At 53.8% G+C, this 20,507-nt stretch carries 20 protein-coding genes and 1 tRNA gene; 10 read left to right on the forward strand and 11 right to left on the reverse strand.

The features are described from left to right. Positions 1-111 precede the first annotated feature (111 nt). Genes B5G34_RS18575 through B5G34_RS17195 form a run of 3 tightly spaced genes read right to left on the reverse strand, consistent with a single transcriptional unit; the run spans position 112 to position 3,894 of the window. Entirely contained in the window at positions 112-1,026 is a 915-nt protein-coding gene (locus B5G34_RS18575) for a hypothetical protein (protein WP_140397290.1), read from the reverse strand. Next, positions 1,023-2,960 (reverse strand): hypothetical protein, encoded by a 1,938-nt coding sequence (locus B5G34_RS17190; protein ID WP_087340356.1) that lies wholly within the window; start codon positions 2,958-2,960, stop codon positions 1,023-1,025. Before B5G34_RS17190 ends, B5G34_RS18575 begins: the two co-directional genes overlap by 4 nt. Next, the gene (locus tag B5G34_RS17195; RefSeq protein WP_087340358.1) at positions 2,953-3,894 is read right to left on the reverse strand and encodes a hypothetical protein; all 942 of its coding nucleotides are present in this window, start codon (positions 3,892-3,894) and stop codon (positions 2,953-2,955) included. The genes B5G34_RS17190 and B5G34_RS17195 overlap by 8 nt, the downstream gene beginning before the upstream one ends. 325 nt (positions 3,895-4,219) lie before the next feature. On the opposite strand from B5G34_RS17195, the gene B5G34_RS17200 reads away from it, so the two are divergent. From B5G34_RS17200 to B5G34_RS17225, 7 genes are all read left to right on the forward strand, one after another. Next, a complete protein-coding gene (locus B5G34_RS17200; RefSeq protein ID WP_242957112.1) occupies positions 4,220-5,725 on the forward strand; it encodes a ParB/RepB/Spo0J family partition protein in 1,506 nt (501 codons plus the stop codon). A gap of 63 nt (positions 5,726-5,788) precedes the next feature. Continuing rightward, entirely contained in the window at positions 5,789-7,024 is a 1,236-nt protein-coding gene (locus B5G34_RS17205; protein ID WP_242957113.1) for a hypothetical protein, read from the forward strand. 570 nt (positions 7,025-7,594) lie between these two features. Further along, on the forward strand, positions 7,595-8,017 hold the full coding sequence (locus B5G34_RS17210; RefSeq protein WP_087340360.1) for a sigma-70 family RNA polymerase sigma factor: 423 nt from the start codon (positions 7,595-7,597) through the stop codon (positions 8,015-8,017). Between the two features lie 298 nt (positions 8,018-8,315). Further along, positions 8,316-8,516, forward strand: coding sequence for a hypothetical protein (locus B5G34_RS17215; RefSeq protein ID WP_087340362.1), 201 nt, complete (start codon positions 8,316-8,318; stop codon positions 8,514-8,516). Positions 8,517-8,648: 132 nt separating this feature from the next. Further along, complete coding sequence (locus B5G34_RS18995; RefSeq protein WP_164475037.1) at positions 8,649-8,792, forward strand: hypothetical protein; 144 nt, start codon at positions 8,649-8,651, stop codon at positions 8,790-8,792. A gap of 91 nt (positions 8,793-8,883) precedes the next feature. Further along, positions 8,884-10,584 (forward strand): recombinase family protein, encoded by a 1,701-nt coding sequence (locus B5G34_RS17220; RefSeq protein ID WP_204245984.1) that lies wholly within the window; start codon positions 8,884-8,886, stop codon positions 10,582-10,584. Between the two features lie 14 nt (positions 10,585-10,598). Beyond that, positions 10,599-10,973 carry a recombinase family protein gene (locus B5G34_RS17225; protein ID WP_087340366.1) on the forward strand — a complete coding sequence of 125 codons (375 nt, stop codon included), beginning with the start codon at positions 10,599-10,601 and terminating at the stop codon, positions 10,971-10,973. A gap of 30 nt (positions 10,974-11,003) precedes the next feature. Here B5G34_RS17225 and B5G34_RS17230 read toward each other — a convergent pair. After that, a tRNA-Pro gene (locus B5G34_RS17230) sits at positions 11,004-11,080 on the reverse strand. Between the two features lie 206 nt (positions 11,081-11,286). On the opposite strand from B5G34_RS17230, the gene B5G34_RS17235 reads away from it, so the two are divergent. Beyond that, positions 11,287-11,868, forward strand: a complete 582-nt coding sequence (locus tag B5G34_RS17235) for a sugar O-acetyltransferase (protein ID WP_087340368.1) — start codon at positions 11,287-11,289, stop codon at positions 11,866-11,868. Then, positions 11,865-12,407, forward strand: a complete 543-nt coding sequence (locus B5G34_RS17240) for a flavodoxin family protein (protein ID WP_087340371.1) — start codon at positions 11,865-11,867, stop codon at positions 12,405-12,407. The genes B5G34_RS17235 and B5G34_RS17240 overlap by 4 nt, the downstream gene beginning before the upstream one ends. A 72-nt stretch (positions 12,408-12,479) precedes the next feature. Here the strand turns inward: B5G34_RS17240 and B5G34_RS17245 are convergent, their stop codons facing one another. The 7 genes from B5G34_RS17245 to B5G34_RS17275 form a co-directional block, all read right to left on the reverse strand. Next, positions 12,480-14,234 carry an NADH-dependent [FeFe] hydrogenase, group A6 gene (locus B5G34_RS17245; RefSeq protein ID WP_087340373.1) on the reverse strand — a complete coding sequence of 585 codons (1,755 nt, stop codon included), beginning with the start codon at positions 14,232-14,234 and terminating at the stop codon, positions 12,480-12,482. A 14-nt stretch (positions 14,235-14,248) separates the two neighbouring features. After that, the gene (locus B5G34_RS17250) at positions 14,249-16,051 is read right to left on the reverse strand and encodes an NADH-quinone oxidoreductase subunit NuoF (protein WP_087340375.1); all 1,803 of its coding nucleotides are present in this window, start codon (positions 16,049-16,051) and stop codon (positions 14,249-14,251) included. 15 nt (positions 16,052-16,066) lie between these two features. Then, positions 16,067-16,435, reverse strand: a complete 369-nt coding sequence (locus tag B5G34_RS17255) for a (2Fe-2S) ferredoxin domain-containing protein (RefSeq protein ID WP_087340377.1) — start codon at positions 16,433-16,435, stop codon at positions 16,067-16,069. Further along, on the reverse strand, positions 16,432-16,989 hold the full coding sequence (locus B5G34_RS17260; protein WP_087340379.1) for an ATP-binding protein: 558 nt from the start codon (positions 16,987-16,989) through the stop codon (positions 16,432-16,434). The genes B5G34_RS17255 and B5G34_RS17260 overlap by 4 nt, the downstream gene beginning before the upstream one ends. Before the next feature lie 30 nt (positions 16,990-17,019). Continuing rightward, positions 17,020-17,514, reverse strand: a complete 495-nt coding sequence (gene nuoE, locus B5G34_RS17265; RefSeq protein ID WP_087340381.1) for an NADH-quinone oxidoreductase subunit NuoE — start codon at positions 17,512-17,514, stop codon at positions 17,020-17,022. Between the two features lie 275 nt (positions 17,515-17,789). Continuing rightward, positions 17,790-18,509, reverse strand: coding sequence for a PHP domain-containing protein (locus tag B5G34_RS17270; protein WP_087340383.1), 720 nt, complete (start codon positions 18,507-18,509; stop codon positions 17,790-17,792). Between the two features lie 40 nt (positions 18,510-18,549). Further along, on the reverse strand, positions 18,550-18,879 hold the full coding sequence (locus B5G34_RS17275) for a DRTGG domain-containing protein (RefSeq protein WP_087340385.1): 330 nt from the start codon (positions 18,877-18,879) through the stop codon (positions 18,550-18,552). A 288-nt stretch (positions 18,880-19,167) separates the two neighbouring features. Between B5G34_RS17275 and B5G34_RS17280 the strand changes: the two genes are divergently transcribed. Continuing rightward, the gene (locus tag B5G34_RS17280; protein WP_058963745.1) at positions 19,168-20,382 is read left to right on the forward strand and encodes an IS110 family transposase; all 1,215 of its coding nucleotides are present in this window, start codon (positions 19,168-19,170) and stop codon (positions 20,380-20,382) included. The last annotated feature ends 125 nt before the right edge of the window (positions 20,383-20,507 follow it).

A 20,507-nucleotide genomic window follows, 5' to 3' on the forward strand; every position in this document is an offset into this window, starting at 1 on the left:
GCTGGCCGCCGTTTCGATTTTGAGATGCTCAGCGGCTTGATTTTGTGTTGTCTTTTTGCCGCTCCCCCAAATCTAAAATTTCTACTTGACTTTTGTTAGCAGGTCTTTCTTTTAAATTCTTAAAAACGAGGACAAATGATAAAGCTTTATTTCACCTATCCCAATTGCTCGATGACTGCATTCTACAGCATAATCATATATTATGCGAGTATGTGGATGCTGGCAAGCAAACAATGCGCACGCCATAGAATGGGGACGCGTTCCCAATGGAGCTAAGACCACCTTTTCATCCGGCTGAATGCTCCGGTGTAATATGTCAACAGCCTCAAAGATACTTTCAGAAGAGCACTTATATGTATAAGGGTCTTTACATTCGCTTTGTAATATGTCCATACTATTCCACATTGCAACATTATACCACTGGGGAGAGCCTGAAGGAAAGGCTACAACAGGGATGAATCTGTCTACATTATGAATTGTTTCCAGAACACCTTTTAAACGTACACCTTCAAAGCCCAAAAAAGCACATAATGTCTGTTTGTCACATTCACGCTTAGCAAAGCTCGGAACTGCTTCTATAGCTAGAACTTGCGTCGAAAGGGAAAAACCGACACTTCCTGTCTGGCTACTATATTGTTCAGGTCGAATATATGATGCGAAAAATCCACGAGGCACGACTTGCTGCACTAGCTGCTTAGTGAGAAACATAATAAGCACATGATCCAAGCTGGACATGTCAAGAAGCACACTTTTCCGTTCTACATTAAGGTAATGTAACAGTCTCGGAGTGCCCATACATAAGTCAATGCATGAATCCCTTATAACTTGTCCATTGTGCAAATAGCGAAAATGTAGCTTTTCATCTTCAACTCTTTCTACCACCAGGACATCTTTGCCTCTAGAGTTCCATTCATTAAAGAAAAAACTACTTCGCTCATCTTCGCTTGCAGGGCCTACAATTAACAAATCATTATTGTTGTACAAGTAATCGGCCATATCACAGAAAGAAAACTCTTCTCTTATCATGATTGGCCTCCTTGCAGATGGTCAAAAATTGAAATTTGATGTGCAGGGTTTTCATTAACAACAGGCTGTTCCGGCTTCATCTTGAAAAAATCCCGGAAGCCAGCTTTAACTACACTTTCATCTCCGCTAAGCAGGTTGTTTAATACATTTACTTCAATCTGGATTTTACGTTGGTTTCTATGCGAAATTCCAAAGTAAGGAACATATATTTTGTTTAGATAATAGTCGACGGTTTCTGGGGATAGTTTAGATTGCTTTCGCTTGGTTGGTTCACCTTCTTGCAAAACATTGCACATAATTGCCGAATCCAGTAATTCCCGTGTATGATCAGGTAAGGACAAATCCTTTGTGTTAAAATGGTTTGGTTCTGGTTCTCCCAATGTATTATCTTCTGCTGTATGTAACTTATAAAATATTTGCCCAAGATACTGAACAAATAGACGCAATTCCTTGCCATACGGCTCATAAACAGCAATATCAATTATTTTGTACTCACTTACATAATGCGCTGCCTCAGCCTGAATTTCTGCTGGAATTGGACCATTCCAAGAATAACCGTTTAAAAATGCAATTCTAAAAGTTTGCTCACATAGCTCAAGAAAATATCTGACAATGTTCGATGAAAGTGCCAAGAAGATATCGAACCCATAATACATTTTTTCATGCTTTGATTCTTTACATAGCAGAAAAACGGCACCATATTTCCTGTTGTGCATCCAATCCATGTACCTTGAAGTGTTTGATTTATACGCCATATATAGTTCGGTCAATGTTGGAGTGTATACAGTTTTTTTGCACAGAAGAGCATAATGTAAACGTGAATTTATGATTGGTGCATCTTCACAAAGCTCACTAATATACCTTTCAGCCAATTCAGGTGGTAAATTCTCTTCTATTGATCGTTCCTGAATAATTCGTTTGAGTTTTTCAATGTGAGGCAATTTTTGTCGTGTCTGGCATATTTTCTCAATCTCATAGTCTATAGAATATTTTCCAAGATAAAACTCAATATCTTCAGAAGCATCTGCCGGGATTCTATTTTGCTCTTTGCCTAAAGCAATTCGTTTCTGGCAAATGCTACGCACTATATCTGGGTATGCAGCAGAATCAAATTCCAGAGTCAAAAGCTCATAATCATGGGGAGCTTCAATAGTTTCGGTTTTGGAAATGGTTTCTCTGGTTTTCATTCCCTTTGGGCGTAAGCCAATATTAAAAATTACGGGTAAAGCACTGTGCTTGATCAAAGTATTTACTATTTTTTGCTGATATGTTTGGAGTGTTTCATACTCGTCAATAAAAATCTTAAATAACAAATCTCTACCAAATATTCGGCTGAAAGCACTACATAGATCATTGATGTAGCGATGCGCATTTACCCACCGCAAGTTACCCTGATGGCTTGATGCGATGCCATTAATCTTATCCTCAATAGCATCAAGGTATAAATCACATTCGTTCCTGAAATCTTGAATGGTATCTACTGTACTATCTGGACATATTCTTTTAGAAAAGGTTGCAGCAAATTCTGAAAGAGTGTTTTCCGAGAGCGTCATATCATTGTCTAATGCGATGAGTAATTCCAAGATTTCTTGCAAAATACAAATACTCAGATAGGTTTCAAATATTGACTCCCAATGTGTCTCTTCTTTGCTACGCATAGAAGAGACAAAGGTTGTATCAACTCGGTAATATATTCCAATGAAGCCTCTCTCATCAAGACTAGTTTCTACTGTTCTTTCATTTTTTTTAATTTGAGATAGAACTTGTCTCCATGAATTACATTGGAAAAACATAGTTTTTCCGCTTCCGCGTCCGCCTTGAACAACAATTGGCTTTCCTGTACTATCTAAACCCGGAAACGGAACATAGTATTTCCAGAGATCCTTCATCTGTTCAGTTCGGTTTTCCTTAAAGGGATTATATTGGCTAACCATGAGAGTTTTTCCTCCTCACCAATAGTTTCCAGTCAGCATTTTCCATCCAGAATAACGGAAGGGACCAATCTGGAATCGTACGATGCATAATAAATGCAAAGTCAAGATTCGCATATCCATACAAAGGGATATTTGCCTCTTGGCACAATTCCCCGAACAGCTTTAGTGCTTCCGTTCTTTCTTTGGAGTCCTTCCATATGTATGCGTTATCAGAAAACACCCTCTGAGCGTCAGTAAGCATTCTTACGCAATGAATTTTTAGATTGCTGAAAGTGTTCTGCAGTTTCCTCAAATTTGCATCATAGCCAAAGAGCGTTAGATAGTGTGCTTCAACTCCATATTTAGCGCATAGATCCTGCAATGTAATAACACTATTACCATCGATAATAGTTGCGCATTTCCAAAAGGTGCTCAACTGTTGTCCACTGCCAACACAATCATCCACAATCACTAGCTTGGAAATACTGCCTGAACTAAAATATTCGGGGAGCTTGTCAATAAATAAGGATCGCTCTTGAGGAATAATTCCTTGCTGAACAAGAGTCCTCGTTACATAGTTACCGCTCTCATGAGGTGAATCACTATCAAGAAGAGGAACGAAGCAAGATTTCTCCAGTTCCTCTTGTATCACATTTGATAATGCTTTTTGACTTAATGAAAAACCAGTATCAATTTGTTTTTTCAGAATGGAATCATAATAAAGGCACTTGTGAACGCCTTCCTTTAGCGCCTCAATTACATCGGCTTCTGAATAATAAATTAGATTAGCCAAGAGCTTATACACTAACAAAGATTCATCCGGAGACAAGTTTTTAAAATTACTTAGCCACTGATCTATGTCCATTTTTGTAAGGCCTGACCATTGCTGTTGCTTCAACATAAAATCGACATATGTTCTACACTTATTGATGTGTAGAGATATAGCTTCATTCATTTGCAAAATCCTTTCAAGCAACTGTAAATTGGATATCTAGCAAAAGGCGATACATTCCTATATTCAGAAAATACTAGCAATCCTCTTCATAGGTGCATAGTCTTTCCGTTAAAGTCATCATTAAGACTTTGATTTTTCCAAATTATATCATCGTCTTGCAGAAATTTCTACATTATTCAAATTTATTTCCCGGCTTTTCAATTCTAACGCTACCCAAGCGAGACAACGGGCAGCGTTTTCATATATCTCAATAAGAAAGGAGGAGGCTCTCTCAGGCCAGCCATCGGGCTGGCTTTTTCCATTTCACGACAAAGGAGGTTTTTCATTGGCTGATGACAAAAAGAATATTCCCGATGCTGGGAAGGTAAACGAGCCCGCAAAGGCGGAGAACACGGAGCCCATGAAGGCTGATCCCGCTATGCCGGAACAGCCCGCCCCATCCAAACCGGAGACTCCTGCGGTAGAGGATGCGCCCAAGGCAGCGGTGCCCCCTGTGGCAGAAAAGGCTCCCACTCCTGGGGCAGAGCAACCTGCTCCGTCCAAGCAAGACAATCCCAAGGGCAAAGACAAGCCCACTCCGCCCAAAGAGGACAAGCCCCAACCGGGAAAAACGGATCAGCAGGTCACGATCCCCGGTATGGGAGATCCCACCCCCGCCGGGAAGGTGGTGGATTTCACCGCTGCCCGTGACGGGACAGCAAAGGGCAAGCCACCGGAAAAGGTCGCAGCCCCGGACAAAGGTAAGCAGCCGGAGGCACCCACGCCCCGCCGGGGCCGCCCGCCCAAGGAGATCAAATCCGCTCCCGGTAAGGCTTCCCCTCGGGACAAGAAGTCCCAAGGCAAGGGTGCCGGGCTCTCGACTCCTGCAAAAAAGAAGGATTCCCGCACTTCGGGCGGCGGCAAGGCTACCCCTACCGTGGAGCCTAAACCACCGCTGCCGGAACAGCCTGCCGAGCCCAGGGACGCCACCCGCCCCGTCAAGGAGGAGATCGTCTATCTTGACCTGTCCGAACTCCACGCCTTTAAGGATCACCCTTTTGAGGTGCGGGATGATGCGGAGATGCAGGCCCTGGTGGAGAGCGTCAAGACCGGCGGTGTGAACCAGCCCGCCCTGGTCCGCCCCCGTGAGGGCGGCGGTTATGAGATCGTGGCAGGCCACCGCCGCCAGAAGGCCAGCGAATTGGCCGGGTATCGGAATATGCCCTGCATCGTCCGCAACATGACGGATGACGAGGCCATCCTCACCATGACAGACGATAATCTGCGCCATAGGGAGCATATTCTCCCGATGGAAAAGGCCAGGGCCCTGAAACAGCAGGTTGAGGCCATCAAGCACCAGGGCGTCAAGCTGGGTGAGGATGACAAGGACGCCGGAAAACGGTCCACTGAGGTGGTAGGAGCCCGCAACGGTATCAACTACAAGCAGGTGCAGCGGTATATCCGGCTCAATGAGTTGGTGCCGGAACTGCAAAAGATGGTGAATGAAAAGCGGCTGTCTTTTACGCCTGCCGTGGAGATTTCCTTCATCCGTCCCAAAAACCAGCAGTTCATCGCGGTTTCCATCGAAGGGGAACAGTCCGCACCCTCTCTCTCCCAGGCGCAGAAGCTGCGAGAACTGGACAAGGAGGGTAAGCTGAACCCGGACGCCATTGACGGCATTTTGAGCCAGGAGAAAAAGGAGGTAGATAAAGTGATTCTTTCCACCGCAGAATTGAGCAAGTATTTTGGCAAGGAGGTCACGCCTCGTCAGATGAAGGACCAGATCATGGCCCTGCTGGACGAGTGGAAGGAAAAGCAGCCGCCGGAGAAAAAGGCGGAACTGGAGAAGTAAGCCCTTGGGACACTTTGTCCCAAGGGCTTTTCCAATTTGTACGACAAATTTAGGAGGTGCAATTTGAAAAACAATCATCATTCCCCCCGGAGGCTGACGGCCCTCCTTCTGGTCGTAGCCGTCATGCTCTCCCTGATCCCCTCGGCCTTTGCCGTCCAGCAGAACAGTTACCATGACCCGGCGGAGCATTGGCAGGAGGCGCTGAACCGTACCAACGAACTGGATGCAAACTCGGTGGTGACAGTGGAAACCTTTAATTGCTGCGTCTGTGACAAGGCCACCGCCTTTGAGGTGTTCCGTGTTCCCGAGTACACCCGCAACGGAGAAACGGCGCTGACCCGAAATGTCAAGTATTCGGACGGCACCTGTCTGGACGGCAAGAGCAAGGGCGATCTTCTGGACGGCACCCCCGGCCAGGATGCCTACTATACCGGCTATCACTGGACGAAAGCCGTCTGCGAGGTCTGCGGCACCATCAACAGCAACATGGGCGCTACCAGTTACGCCTGCAACAAGAATGTGTATTGGCTCTATGACTGTGCGGCGGATTTCTTTGAGGAACTGCCGGAAACGCAGACCGTTGAGCAGGTGGACAGCACCTACCATCGCATTGTCACCACCAGCGGTGAATATTGTGCGTTCTGTTATGGCACCTACAAGGAGGAAAGTTCCGCCCTGGAGCGGCACCACATGGAAACGGCCATCCGCCCGGAGCTGGCCCATGACCGCTTTGTGGAAATGGATACCTGTGCCGACTGCGGCTATGCCGAAACCGCCTACACCGCCGCAAAAGCCGTGATTGCGGACTACTTTGGCGTGGTAGACGGACAGCCCCACACTGTCACCGTGTCCGATCTCTCCGAGGCGGGCGTTACCACTGCCATCCGTTACGGCCACACGGCGGACGGCTGCACCCTGACCAGCGCCCCCAACTACACCGAGGCCGGGGACTATGCCGTTTACTACGCCAGTGGCTCCAGGACGGTATGCCCTGGCCCGGTGCGCCGCCGCTCTGGTGGGGACCGGACTGCTGGCTCTGGTCTGTCTGATCGAGGCCGCCATTTTTTATGGCCGGTATTTCGACTGGTATGGTTGGGACGAGTTGGCTCTGCCCGCCTTGGTTACGCTGATTCCCCCGCTGATGCTTGCCCTTGGCAGCGGCTGGCTACTGGGCAGGATTCGCTCCTATCTGATCTACGCCTGGATGCTGGTACCCTTTGTGCTGATGGTTTTGCCGCTGCCAGAATTTCTTGGCCTGTTGAACGGAAGTATTTTTATGGATCGTCCTTTGACCTTTGACATTCTTGATCCTACATTCTCTTTGCCCATTGGAACCATTGTTACGCAATGTGCTCTGTCCCTTATAGGAATAGCCCTCCTAATGATACGTCCCTTAAATCATAAAATCCGATGAAACTGCCGGACGACGGCAAAAGAAAAAAAGCCGTCGTTCAGCAGTCAATCACCACGCCCCAAAGCGGCGGCTTTGAATAAATCAAGGCCGCCGCTTTCCTATATGTAAGTCTAAACGACGACCCACTAATTTTTGCATTAACCGGCGGCCTTTCGGAGGGAGCCGTTGTGTCGTTACCTGACTTCTGCCAAGTGTGTGCAAGATGTAATCTGTTAAAAAAACTCCGAGCCCCAATCAGGATCGGTTTAGCCTCAGACATGAAATAAAAAATCATGTAAGTAGATATATAATTTCGTGCGCTTGCGTGGCCTTGCGTCATGCAGGCGCTTTTTGTATCCCTACCCTTGGGACACTTTGTCCCAGGGGCCGGCGGGAGCGCCCCCGCTGCCGATCCCCGCCGGGGCTCCGTTCAGATCGCAATTCAACTCCTAACCATCTGAACGGAGGAATTACAAATGACAACCATCAATCTGAAAGACTTTTATCCGTGGTACACCCACGACGAATACATAGAGGTTTCCGAGGAAGTGGCCGAGGAACTCCACACCAGCAGGCGGCGTGAGGCGGCCCATGCCGAGCGGGTGCGCTACAACAAGGCGTTCTATTCTTTGGACTGCGACGATGGGATTGAATATTCGGCCTGCCTGCATGAGCCGACGCCCCAGGAACTTCTGGAGCGGGTGGAACTGTTCGTCCAGCTCTGGAACGCCCTCAACTCCCTGCCGGAGATCCAAGGCCGCCGGGTAGACGCCCATCTGATCCTCGGCAAGAGTTTCCGGCGGATTGCCCGGGAGGAAAGTGTGAGTAAGAGTGCCGTCCGGGATTCCATTTACTGTGGCCTGGAGAGCATGAAAAAATATCTGAGAAAAAATTTCTGATTTGACCGTCCGTTTGGCCCTGTTTTCTGGTGGTATATGAGAGGTAATTTTTGACCTCTCCACAGCAGAATAGCGGTGGCCCCGAGTATATGGGGAGCCCAGCGGCGGGCGCTTTGCATCAGCACCGCAAGTGGGACAGGCCATCCCACGGCCACGATCCGCCGGAGCAGGTCTGGCCGCCTGCCCCTCCGGGCCGCCGCCTCTGCTGTGCGGGGACGCCGCGCCGAGAACTGCTGTCTTATGACGGGCCAAGGAAATGAGCGCGGCGTCCCCAACACTTTAGGAAGGAGACAGACCTATGAACTGCAACCCTGAACTGGCGGCCCTGCTCTCACAGCCGTGGAGCAACAACGCCTGCCGGGGCTATGTCATCTACGCTATGGAGAACTGCGGTTTTTCTCCTAAAGACATCCGGCGTGTGGTGGCAGAGCTCCATGAGGTCTTTGACTTCTGTGTGCTGGAAGAGGCCCAGCAGCACTTTGAGAACAGCCCCTACTAACTGCGAGACAACTTGTCCCATAGTGGAGCAAGGCGGAAGGGCGGCACCCTGGCGGTGCCGCTTTTCTGCGTTTCCCCATTGGACACCGGGGAGGCGGAGTGCGTTGTTTTTATTCCGTGAAAGGAGGACGAAATGGCTGCTGAAATCACCAGAGAGGAATACACTTACCAGATTGAAAACCGTGTTTTTATCGTGACCCCCATTTACAAGGAGAAGGGCGAGCCGCTCCGGGATATTCTGCTGAAGTTGATGCTGGCTGATATTGAGCCGCGCTGACCGCCCGGCGACATCCTTAACACTGTCCGTGAGCAGAGGTATAATATTTGTAGGATAAAACCTCTTGTTTGACGGCAGAAAGGAGGATATTTTGAAACAGTCAAGCAAGAAATTCTCTACCGGAACAGCCGCTCTCTACTGTCGGCTGAGCCGTGATGATAATATGGACAGCGAGTCCAACAGCATCCAGAACCAAAAGAAAATTCTCCAAAAGGCCGCGAAAGACAAGGGCTATACGGACACCATCTTTTTCGTGGATGACGGGATCACCGGCACTACCATGAAACGCCCCGGCTTTCAGAAGATGATCGCCGCAATCGAGGCCGGGTACATCTCGGCGGTGTTTGTGAAAGACCTCTCCCGGCTGGGCCGGAACTACATTGAGGTGGGCAAGCTCACCGAGGAATTTTTCCCGCTCCATGATGTGCGGCTGGTGGCCGTTTCCGATGGCGTGGACAGCGACGAGGGTGAGGACGATTTCACCCCGTTCAAAAACATTATGAATGAATACTACGCCAAGGACATTTCCAAGAAACGCCGGATTGTCAATAAGATGAAGGGCAACGCCGGGATTCCGCTCTCCCCGCCGCCCTATGGCTACATAAAGAACCCGGACGATCCTCGCTTTTGGGTGATTGACCCGGAGGCCGCCGCCGTGGTGCAGCGCATCTATCAGATGACGCTGGAGGGCAGCGGGCTGGCGGAAATTGCCGCCGCCCTCGGTGCGGATGGGATCGTCAACCCCACCTATTACTGGCGGAGCCGGGGCGTCAACCGTTCCGGCAGCAAAAGTACCGTAGAGCCCACCAAGTGGGGCCACACCACCGTCAAAAAAATTCTCACCTTACAGGAATACTGCGGCGATGTGATCAACTTCAAAAGTTACTCCAAATCCTATAAGATCAAACGCCGCATTGAAAACCCGGAGGAAAACCGGGCCATCTTCCTCAATGTTCACGAGCCCATCATTGACCGTGCTACCTGGGAAAAGGTGCAGGCCCTCACCAAAGGCACCCGACGCAAGCGGCCTCAAGTCACGCAAGAGCCCAGCGTGTTCTCCGGCTATCTGAAATGCCCGGAGTGCGGCGGAAACCTCAATTTCCACTTCAACCAGGGCAACCACGACATCAAGTTTTTCAGTTGTCAGAACCACAATTCCGGGCTCCGCAAATGCTCGTCCACCCACTACATCCGGCTGGATTTCCTGGAGCGGGTCGTGCTGTATGAGGTCAACCGCCTCGCCGCCTTTTCCAGTGAGTATGAGGACGATTTCATCAAGGCCATTATGGGCCGCTCTGCCAAGGTTGCAGAAAATGTGAGGGCGCGGAAACAGCGGGAACTGGATGGGCTGTTGGCCCGTGACAAGGAACTGGATATGCTCTTTGAGCGGCTTTACGAGGACAATGTTGCCGGTAAAATCGACGATGCCCGGTTTGCTAAAATGGCAAAGCGGTATGAGCAGGAGCAGGGTGAAAACGGCAAGCGGATTAAGACGCTGCGCCTGGAACTGAAACAATCTGAGAGCAAGCGCATGGACATTGACGATTTCCTCACCACCGTCCGGCGCTATACCAACGCCGCCAAGATCACCAAGCGCATGGTGGGAGAACTCATTGACCACATTGACGTGTATCAAGCGGAAAAGCAGGACGGCGTTACCACTCAGCGCGTCGTGATCCATTACAACTGCATCGGTGCCTTTGATGTGCCGGACCGCCGGAAGATACCGGAGGCCGACATTATCATGGAAACGAGAAAGGGCGTAGCAGTCAGCTACGCCCCGGCGGTGTAAAGGTGGTGTGGGATATGAGAGCATTTCTCTATTGCCGTGTCGCCCATGACGATTCTTTCGCATTGGAACACCAGCGGTTCCTGCTCCAGCTCTACGCAAAGCAGGCGGGATATACCATCATCGGCGCTGCGGACGAATACGGCAGTGGGCTCACATTAGACCGCCCGGCGCTCCAGAAAGTGAACGAGGCCGTTGTCGCTGGCAGGGTGGATGTGGTGTTAGTCCACAGCCTGACCCGGATAGGCCGGAAGTGGGGCATGACCCAACGCTACATTGACCTCCTCACCCGGCACAAGATAAAACTCCTGTGCATCCGAGATCGGCTGCTGTTCGATGAAAACGGCGCTGCCCCAATTTTGACAATAAAAAATGCGGAGTGTCCTTTGTAGGATACTCAGATCCTATAAGGACACTCCGCATGGTCCGAGTGGCGGGATTTGAACCCACGGCCTCTTGGACCCGAACCAAGCGCGATACCAAGCTTCGCCACACCCGGATATAACGTTAAGCAGCGCTATGAGAGACAGAGCTATCTGGAAGCGCTATCAAATATTATAATGATTTTGGTTCTGGTTGTCAAGGAAAAATCAAAATGCAGCTTCACTTATTGGCACGGTGCGATATTCTTCCATTCGTGTTTGTTATTATGCGACCGCTGTGCTACAATATAAAATATAAATCGTTGTTTGGTAGGAGTCTGAAATGGAACTGAACGAATATTTGAACTATCTCAATAGTGGAAAACCGGTGGAAGGCGGTGGAGAAGTCCATCAGTTTATGCACATCGCCAGTCAGGAGGCCTTGAAAATTACCGCCCAGATTAACAGCGGCTACCATGAGCCGGCAGAGCTGCGGGCCCTGTTTTCCAAATTGATCGGCAAGCCGGTGGATGAAAGCTTTACATTCTTTCCGCCCTTTTACACCGACTGTGGAAAAAATATCACCGTCGGCAAGCATGTGTTCCTCAATATGGGGTGCAAATTTCAGGATCAGGGCGGTATTTTCATCGGGGATGAGACCCTGATCGGACATAATGTGGTTTTGGCTACCCTGAACCACGCTATGGAACCGGAGGACCGGGCCACCATGATTCCAGCCCCCATTCATATTGGGAAGCGGGTGTGGATCGGATCCAATGCCACTGTTCTACCTGGTGTGACCATCGGTGATGGCGCTATTGTGGGGGCAGGCGCGGTGGTGACCAAAGACGTACCGGGAAATACGGTGGTTGGCGGCGTTCCTGCCCGCGTGCTGCGGAAAATCGGCAAGGAGGACGCGCGATGAGCAAAAAGGTATTGGTAATCTCCACCAGCCCGAGAAAAGGCGGAAACTCCGAGCAGCTGGCGGATGCTTGCGTCCGGGGAGCGCAGGAAGCGGGAAACCAGGTGGAGAAGGTCACTCTATATGACAAGACCCTTGGTTTTTGCAAAGGCTGTCTGGCCTGCATGAACACACAGCGCTGCGTGATCCGTGATGATGGGGATACCATTGCCCAGAAAATGCTGACGGCTGACGCCATCGTTTTTGCCACCCCTATCTATTATTATGGAATGTGCGGCCAGATGAAGACCCTTCTGGACCGAGCCAACCCGCTCTATTCCGCCGACTACCGCTTTCGGGATATCTACCTGTTGGCTGCGGCTGCAGAAGAAGAGGAGGATACTGTGGACGGCGCCGTTACCGGGCTGCAGGGCTGGATCTCCTGCTTTGAGAAGGCGCGGCTGGCGGGGACGGTCTTTGCCGGAGGGGTGACCGCCGCAGAGGAGATCGAGGGGCATCCCGCCCTGAAGCAGGCTTATGAGCTGGGTGCTTCTATCAGATAAACTGTAGATAACATAAAAAACCGCCCGCCGCAGAATTTTCTGCGGCGGGCGGTTTTTTACAGAAGAGTCCGGTCAGACCCGATAGCGCTTCTGCTTGATATAGGAGCAGTGGAGCAAGGAGTGGGCCAGAGGACTGCCCGGCTCGCCCAGATAGCTGTGATAGATGGTCTGGACCACCGGGTTCTTGTGGCTGCGGCGGTATTCCATACTTTCGTCCTGCTTGTACAGGGCTGCGGCACGGAGGGCCTTGATGTCGGTAAAGTTGCGCACGTCGGCGTGCTGGATGGGCTGGCCGCCGCCGTTGATGCAGCCGCCGGGGCAGGCCATAAACTCCACAAAGTCATACTGGAGGGTACCGTCCTTGATGCCGTCCAGCACCAGCTTGACGTTGTGGAGGCCGGAGGCGACGCACACGCGGACGGTACGGCCGGGCAGGTCATAGCTGGCCTCCTTGACGCCCTCCATGCCACGGACCTCGTGGTACTCCAGGGGGGCCATGCCGTCGCCGGTCAGCTCCTCCACTACGGTGCGCAGAGCAGCCTCCATCACGCCGCCGGAGGCACCGAAGATGGTGGCTGCGCCGGTGGAAATGCCCAGCATCTCATCAAACTGGCCGTCAGGCAGATGGTCGAAGAGCATGCCGGCCTGGGTGATCATGCGGCCCAGTTCCCGGGTGGTGAGGGACACGTCCACAGGCATACAGCCGTTGGGCAGCCGCTGCTCCTCCCGGCGCACCTCGTACTTCTTGGCGGTGCAGGGCATGATGGACACCACAAAAATGTCGTGGGGGTCGATGCCCATTTGCTCGGCGTAGTAGGTTTTTACCAGAGCGCCAAACATCTGCTGGGGAGAGCGGCAGGTGGATACGTTGCGGATCATCTCGGGGGCGTGCTGCTCCATGTAGCGGATCCAGCCGGGGGAGCAGGAAGTGATGAGGGGGAGAACGCCGTCCCCACGCAGCCGGTGGAGGAACTCGGTGCCCTCCTCCATAATGGTGACGTCGGCGGCGGTGTCCACGTCGAACACCTTGTCAAAGCCCAGGCGGCGCAGGGCGGTGACCATCTTGCCCTCCACGTTGGTGCCGATAGGCAGACCAAAGCACTCGCCCAGGGTAACTCGGATGGAGGGAGCGGGGCCCACTACCACATGCTTGGTGGGATCGGCCAGGGCAGCCAGTACCTGAGCGGTGTCATCCTTCTCGGACAGAGCGCCGGTGGGGCAGGCCACGATGCACTGGCCGCAGGAGACGCAGTCCACCTCGTTCAGGTCCCGGTCGAAGGCGCAGCCGATGTGGGTGGCAAAGCCGCGGTCGTTGGGACCGATGACACCCACCTCCTGGGTGGCCCGGCACACAGCGGTGCAGCGGCGGCACAGGACGCACTTGGAGTTGTCCCGCACCAGATGGGGAGCAGAGTCCTCGATCTGGGGATACATGTTGTCGCTGGCGTAGCGTACCGCGTCGATGCCCAGATCACTGGCCAGCTGGCGCAGCTCACACTGACTGTTGCGGGCACAGGTCAGGCAGTCCATCCGGTGGTTGGAGAGGATGAGCTCCAGGGTGAGCTGGCGGGACTTGCGGACCCGCTCAGTGTTGGTGTATACCTCCATGCCTTCAGCCACAGGGTAGACGCAGGAGGCCACCAGGCTCTTGGCTCCCTTGACCTCCACTACGCAGATGCGGCAGGCGCCGATCTCGTTGATGTCCTTGAGGAAGCAGAGCGAGGGGATGTTGAAGCCCGCGGAACGGGCCGCTTCCAGTACCGTGGTCCCGGCGGGAACAGTGACGGGAATATCGTTGATGCGCAGAGATACCATCTTTTCGTCCATGTCCGTTCCCTCCCTTACTGCTTGCTGATAGCGCCAAAGCGGCAGTGATCCATACAGGCGCCGCACTTGATGCACTTGGACTGGTTGATGATATGGGGGGCCCGCACCGCGCCGGAGATGGCGCCGGTGGGACAGCCCTGGGCGCAGCGGGTGCAGCCCTTACACTTGGCAGGATCCACTACGTACTGGATCAGGGCCTTACACACGCCGGCGGGGCAGCGCTTCTCGTAGATGTGGGCCTCGTACTCCTCCCGGAAGTGCTTCAGGGTGGAGAGCACCGGGTTGGGAGCGGTCTGGCCCAGGCCGCACAGGGCGGACTGCTTGATGTGGTTGCACAGCTCCTCGATGGTGTCCAGATCCTCCGGCTCACCGTTGCCCTCGGTGATCTTGGTCAGCAGGCCCAGCAGACGCTTGGTGCCGATCCGGCAGGGGGAACACTTGCCGCAGGACTCGTCCACGATGAACTCCAGGTAGAACTTGGCGATGTCCACCATGCAGTTGTCCTCGTCCATGACAATGAGGCCGCCGGAGCCCATCATGGAGCCGATAGAGGCCAGGGACTCGTAGTCGATGGGGGTGTCAATGAGAGAGGCGGGGATACAGCCGCCGGAGGGGCCGCCGGTCTGAGCGGCCTTGAACTTCTTGCCGCCGGGCACGCCGCCGCCGATGTCCTCCACTACGGTGCGCAGGGTGGTACCCATGGGGACCTCCACCAGGCCGGTGTTGGTGATCTTGCCGCCCAGGGCGAAGACCTTGGTGCCCTTGCTCTTCTCGGTGCCGATGGCGGCGAAGGCCTCAGCGCCGTGGTTGAAGATCCAGGTGATGTTGGCGTAGGTCTCTACGTTGTTGAGCAGGGTGGGCCGGTCAAAGAGGCCCTTCACAGCGGGGAAGGGGGGACGGGTCTTGGGCTCGCCCCGGTGGCCCTCGATGGAGCGCATGAGGGCGGTCTCCTCGCCGCAGACGAAGGCGCCGGCGCCCAGCCGCAGCTCCAGATCAAAATCAAAGCCGGACTCAAAGATGTTCTTGCCCAGCAGACCGTAGTCCTTGGCCTGGGCAATGGCGGTCTCCAGGCGCTTGACGGCGATGGGGTACTCGGCCCGGACGTAGATGTAGCCCTGATGGGCGCCCACGGCATAGCCGGCGATGGTCATGGCCTCAATGATGGTGTGGGGATCGCCCTCCAGCACCGAGCGGTCCATGAAAGCGCCGGGGTCGCCCTCGTCGGCGTTGCAGCAGACAAACTTCACGCCGTCGGGACTCACCGCGTCATGGGTGAACTGCCATTTGAGGCCGGTGGGGAAACCGGCGCCGCCCCGGCCCCGGAGGCCGGAGGCCAGCACGGTGTCGATGACCTTCTGGGGCGGGATCTGCTCGGTGAGGATCTTGCCCAGCGCGGCATAGCCGTCCACGCCGATGTACTCGTCGATGCTCTCAGGATTGATGACGCCGCAGTTGCGCAGAGCGATGCGCTGCTGGTGCTTGTAGAACGGGGTGTCGGTGAGAGAGGTGACCGCCCCCTCCTCGCCGGTATTCTTGTTGAGCAGGCGCTTGACGATGCGGCCCTTGACGATGTGCTCGGAGACGATCTCCTCCACATCGTCCACGGTAACGTGGGTATAGCAGGCACCCTCAGGATAGATGGTGACGATGGGGCCCAGCGCGCACAGGCCGAAGCAGCCGGTGCGTACCACCTTGGCCTCCTTGTCCATACCCTGGGCGACCAGCTGCTTTTCAAACTCCTCAATGACCTTCAGACTGCTGGAGGAGGAACAGCCGGTACCGGTACAGACCAGAATGTGGGAACGGATAAAACTCATCTTGTTTCCCTCCCTTTATTCCGCCGCGCCGATGGTGTACTCTTCCACCACCCGGCCGTTGACCAGATGCTCACTGACAATGGAGGCCACCTTCTCGGGGGTCATCTTCACATAGGTGACCTTCTCCTGACCGGGCACATAGACCTCCACAATGGGCTCCAGCCGGCACACGCCGATGCAGCCGGTCTGGGATACGGTGACGTTTTTCAGGTCCCGCTTGTTGACTTCTTCCAGCAGGGCGTTGAGGACCGGGCGGGCACCGGCGGCGATGCCGCAGGTGGCCATGCCTACCACCACGCGGATGCGGTCGTCCCCGGCGTCCCGGAGATCGATCTGGCTGCGCATCCGGTCCCGGATGGCCTGCAGTTCTGCAAGAGTTTTCATGCTTTCATCCCCTTATGTTCTCGTAACAGCATTTCCTGTTCCTGTAAATACTCCCTGAGCCAGAGAATGATCTCCGGTTCTGCCAGGGAGATCTCGGGCCCCAGCTGGGCCCGGATTTCTTCTGTAGTCAGTTGGAACGAGTTTTCGTCCGCGGTGCGGGTGTAGTGCAGCTCCAGCTGAGGGGCCCCCTGCAGCAGGAGGGTGATGGTCCCGGCCATATCGCCCACCGGGGGACAGTCGATGTGACCGGCACAGAAGCGGGCGGTGACGGTGGTACCCACGCCCTCGGTGCTCTCGATAGTCAGGCTGCCGCCGGTCTGTTCCACCGCCATGCGCAGCAGCGGGATGCCCAGCCCCATTTTGCGGGTGGTGCGGGTGGTGGTAAAGGGATCGCTGACCTGGGCCAGCAGCTGCGGGCTCATCCCCTTTCCGTTGTCTGCAATGACAAAGGCGATGGCTTCCGCTGTCTCCGAAAGGGCGACCTCCAGCACCGAAGCGTTGGCGGTGATAGAGTTCTGGGCGATATCCAGAATATAGAGTGCGATCTCTTTCACATTCCTTCACCTCTTGTGGGCTGCCGGAAGTTATTTATACATGTCCAGAATAGGCCCGACCTGGTCGGGGGTAAGGCGGCCGTAGACGTCGTTGTTGATCATCATGACCGGTGCAAGGCCGCAGGCGCCCACGCAGCGGCAGGAATCCAGGGAGAACTTGCCGTCGGGGGTGATGGAGCCGGGGACGATGCCCAGCTTCTGCTCTACCGCGTTAAGGATGGCAGCGGCGCCCTTGACATAGCAGGCGGTGCCCAGACAGACCGAGATCTGATACTTTCCCTTGGGGTTCAGGGTGAATTGCGCATAAAAAGAGGCCACCCCGTACACCTCGGACAGGGGAATCTCCAGACCCTCCGCCACGATGATCTGCACTTCCTCCGGCAGATAGCCGAAAATCTCCTGTGCAGCCTGGAGAACGGGCATGGTGGCGCCCGGCTGTCCTTTGTGCTCGGCGATGACCTTCCGCAGGCGCTCTTCCTGCTCAGGGGTCCCACGGTAGGGGACGACAGTCTTGCAGTTTGGCATGGATGCGTCCTTCCTTTCTGAAACGAGTGGTTTAGTTTTGTTCTCTTAAAGCAACATTATAGTGAAAAAAAGACATTTGTAAAGACTTTCCATTGTTAAAAATATAAAACTATATAGTTTAAATTGAAGTATTGCACAAAGCGGACAGGTGTAAAAAAAGGCCCTGTTGACACATCGGCGCTTTTTCACTGAATCAGAAAAGATCGATGGGACCAACAGGGAGGGTAGTTACTTTATGGAAAGTATAACACATCTAACTTTGTTTGTAAAGAAAGTTATCCAACGCCGGAATGGCAGGCCAGATACCGGACCACTTCCTGGGGGGTGCATTCCGGCAGATCCAGGGTGTGCTCTGCGCCCCAGACCTGGTCCAGGTAGTGGGCGTCTGAACAGGTCAATAGCTTCAGACCTGCCAGGTCGGGCCGGCGGGCCAGCTCCGGCGGACAGCGGTGAGATAATTCAGCGGCGGTAAAGCCCAGATCGGGGTCCCACAGGCCCAGCACCCCCAGCAGGGAGAAGGAGGGGCGGTCGATGTGGGCAGGGAAGGCGGCCCCGCCCCAGCGGGTGACCAGCTGCGGTACCTGGTACAGGGGGATGTCGGTAGAGCCGGCCAGAAAAGCGGTCTCTTCCCCCAGGATCTCATCGCCGTCGTCCATCAGCAGCTGCCGCCCAAAGCGCTCGGGATTATTGGGAATGGGGGGGAGGTGGTGGGCGATTTCCCGGGAAAAGTCCTGGGCGGCCTCCGGATCGGCAAAGAGGCAGACCACGTGGATCTCCTCCTGGGTGCACAGCTCCATGCCGGACAGGGCGGTCAGACCGTTGGACTGGGCGGCCCGGCAGAAGGCGGCACAGTTGCCGCAGGTATTGTGATCAGTAAGGGCCACGATCTGCAGCCCTGCCAGGGCGCACATGGCAGCCAGGTTGGCGGGGGTCATCTCATCGCTGCCGCAGGGCGATAAACAAGAGTGAAGATGAAGATCATAATAGAACTGCAAGAAGATAACCCCCTTTCATAAGAATAGTATTTTTGCGGGCTTAGGCGAAGTACTTTCCCAGATGGCAGGCGGCGGAGAAGGTATCCGTCCCTATGCCAAGCAGGTTGACCTCCTTCTCCTCGGCTCGGCGGAGAAGATCGGCATCCGGCTGAACGCCTTCGGTGAGGATCACACAGGACACGTCTGCCATCAGCGCTACGGCGGCCACATTCTGGTTGGACATGATGGTAAGCCAGGCGCAGTCCTGTCCTGCCCGGCCCATGACCCAGCTCAGCAGGTCCCCCACATAGCCGCCGGAGATGGAACGCTCCGGTTGGGCCAGATGAAAGACGGTCAAACCCATAGCGGGGATCAGATCTTGTACGGTCATACAGATGTCCTCCTATTACAATATATTTACGGTTTAAGGCACGGCAGCCAGCCGTGTCTTTTCCGTATCGTTGCCTAAGCTGTTAGAATGAGAGTGTCTTGGCCTGATGCAATCCTCCAAGGATCATCGCGTCCGTAACGAAGTCCGTCAGCCAGCCTCTCGTTCGCAGCGTTCGATTTATGCAGGTTGAGCCGCCACACCGGTGCGCCCGTGTCATCAAATAGATTGGATCGGCAATGATGAAATGGTTGGTCGCCAAAGACAAATCCATGATGAGGAGCGTTGTACATGAGCAATGTGGCAGGGATTGATATTTCCAAGGGAAAGAGCACGGTGTCTGTTCTCCGTCCCTTTGGGGAAGTGGTGGCAAAGCCGTTTTCTGTTGGTCACACCGGCAGTGAACTCAAAGAGCTGGCAGACTACTTGAAAAGCTTGGATGGTGAGACACGGGTGGTCATGGAGCACACCGGGCGGTACTATGAGCCGGTGGCCCGCTTTCTCCACGATCAGGGCATCTTTGTCAGCGCGGTCAATCCAAAGCTCATCAAGGACTACGGGAACAACACCCTGCGCAAAGTGAAAACAGACAAGGCGGATGCCAGGAAGATCGCCCGCTATGGGCTTGACAACTGGGTGGAATTGCGCCAACATACTCCTATGGACACGATTCGAATGCAACTGAAAACGCTGAACCGGCAGCAGGGGCTGTACTCCAAGACCAAGACGATGATGAAAAACAATCTCATTGCGCTCCTGGACCAGACCTATCCCGGTGTCAATGCCCTGTTTGACAGTCCCGTCCGAGAGGACGGCAGTCAGAAATGGGTGGACTTTGCCACGGCCTTTTGGCATGTGGACTGCGTTCGGAATATGAGCCTTACTGCCTTTACCGAGCGCTACCGCAAGTGGTGCAAGCGCCATGGTTACAACTTCAGCCAGAGCCGAGCCGTTGAGATCCATGCTGGAGCACAAGATCTGATTGCCATGCTCCCCAAAGATGCCCTGACCAAAACGATGATCCGGCAGGCTATTGATGCGCTGAACGCCGTCTCTGCGTCTCTGGAACGGCTCAAGGCCGAAATGCGTACCTTGGCAGCCCAGCTCCCAGAATATCCCGTAGTCATGGCTATGCATGGTGTTGGAGATTCTCTTGGCCCGCAGCTTATGGCGGAACTTGGTGATGTAACTCGGTTCACCCACAGAAACGCCATTACGGCTTTTGCGGGGGTTGACCCTGGAGCTGACCAGTCCGGCACCCATGAGGCAAAGAGTACAAGAGCCTCCAAAAGCGGTCCGCCAGAACTGCGCAAAGCACTCTTCCTGGTCATGGACTGCCTGTTAAAAACTATGCCTGCGGACGACCCGGTGTACTGCTTTATGGACAAGAAGCGAGCCGAGGGCAAACCTTATCTGGTTTACATGACAGCCGGCGCCAACAAGTTCCTACGCATCTACTATGGCCGTGTAAAGGAGTATCTGGCTTTACGGGAAAATGCTGATTAACCACTTCCATACTCTTTCAATTTGACCGGCGCTTGCGCGGCGGTCTTTTTGTTTTGCTCTCTTTCGCCTCCTACTAAGGTTGCAAACTTTCCTCAATTCCCTGTTGACTTTTTATTTGCAGACTT

This window comes from Flavonifractor sp. An82 (assembly GCF_002159265.1).
Taxonomy (GTDB): domain Bacteria; phylum Bacillota; class Clostridia; order Oscillospirales; family Oscillospiraceae; genus Flavonifractor.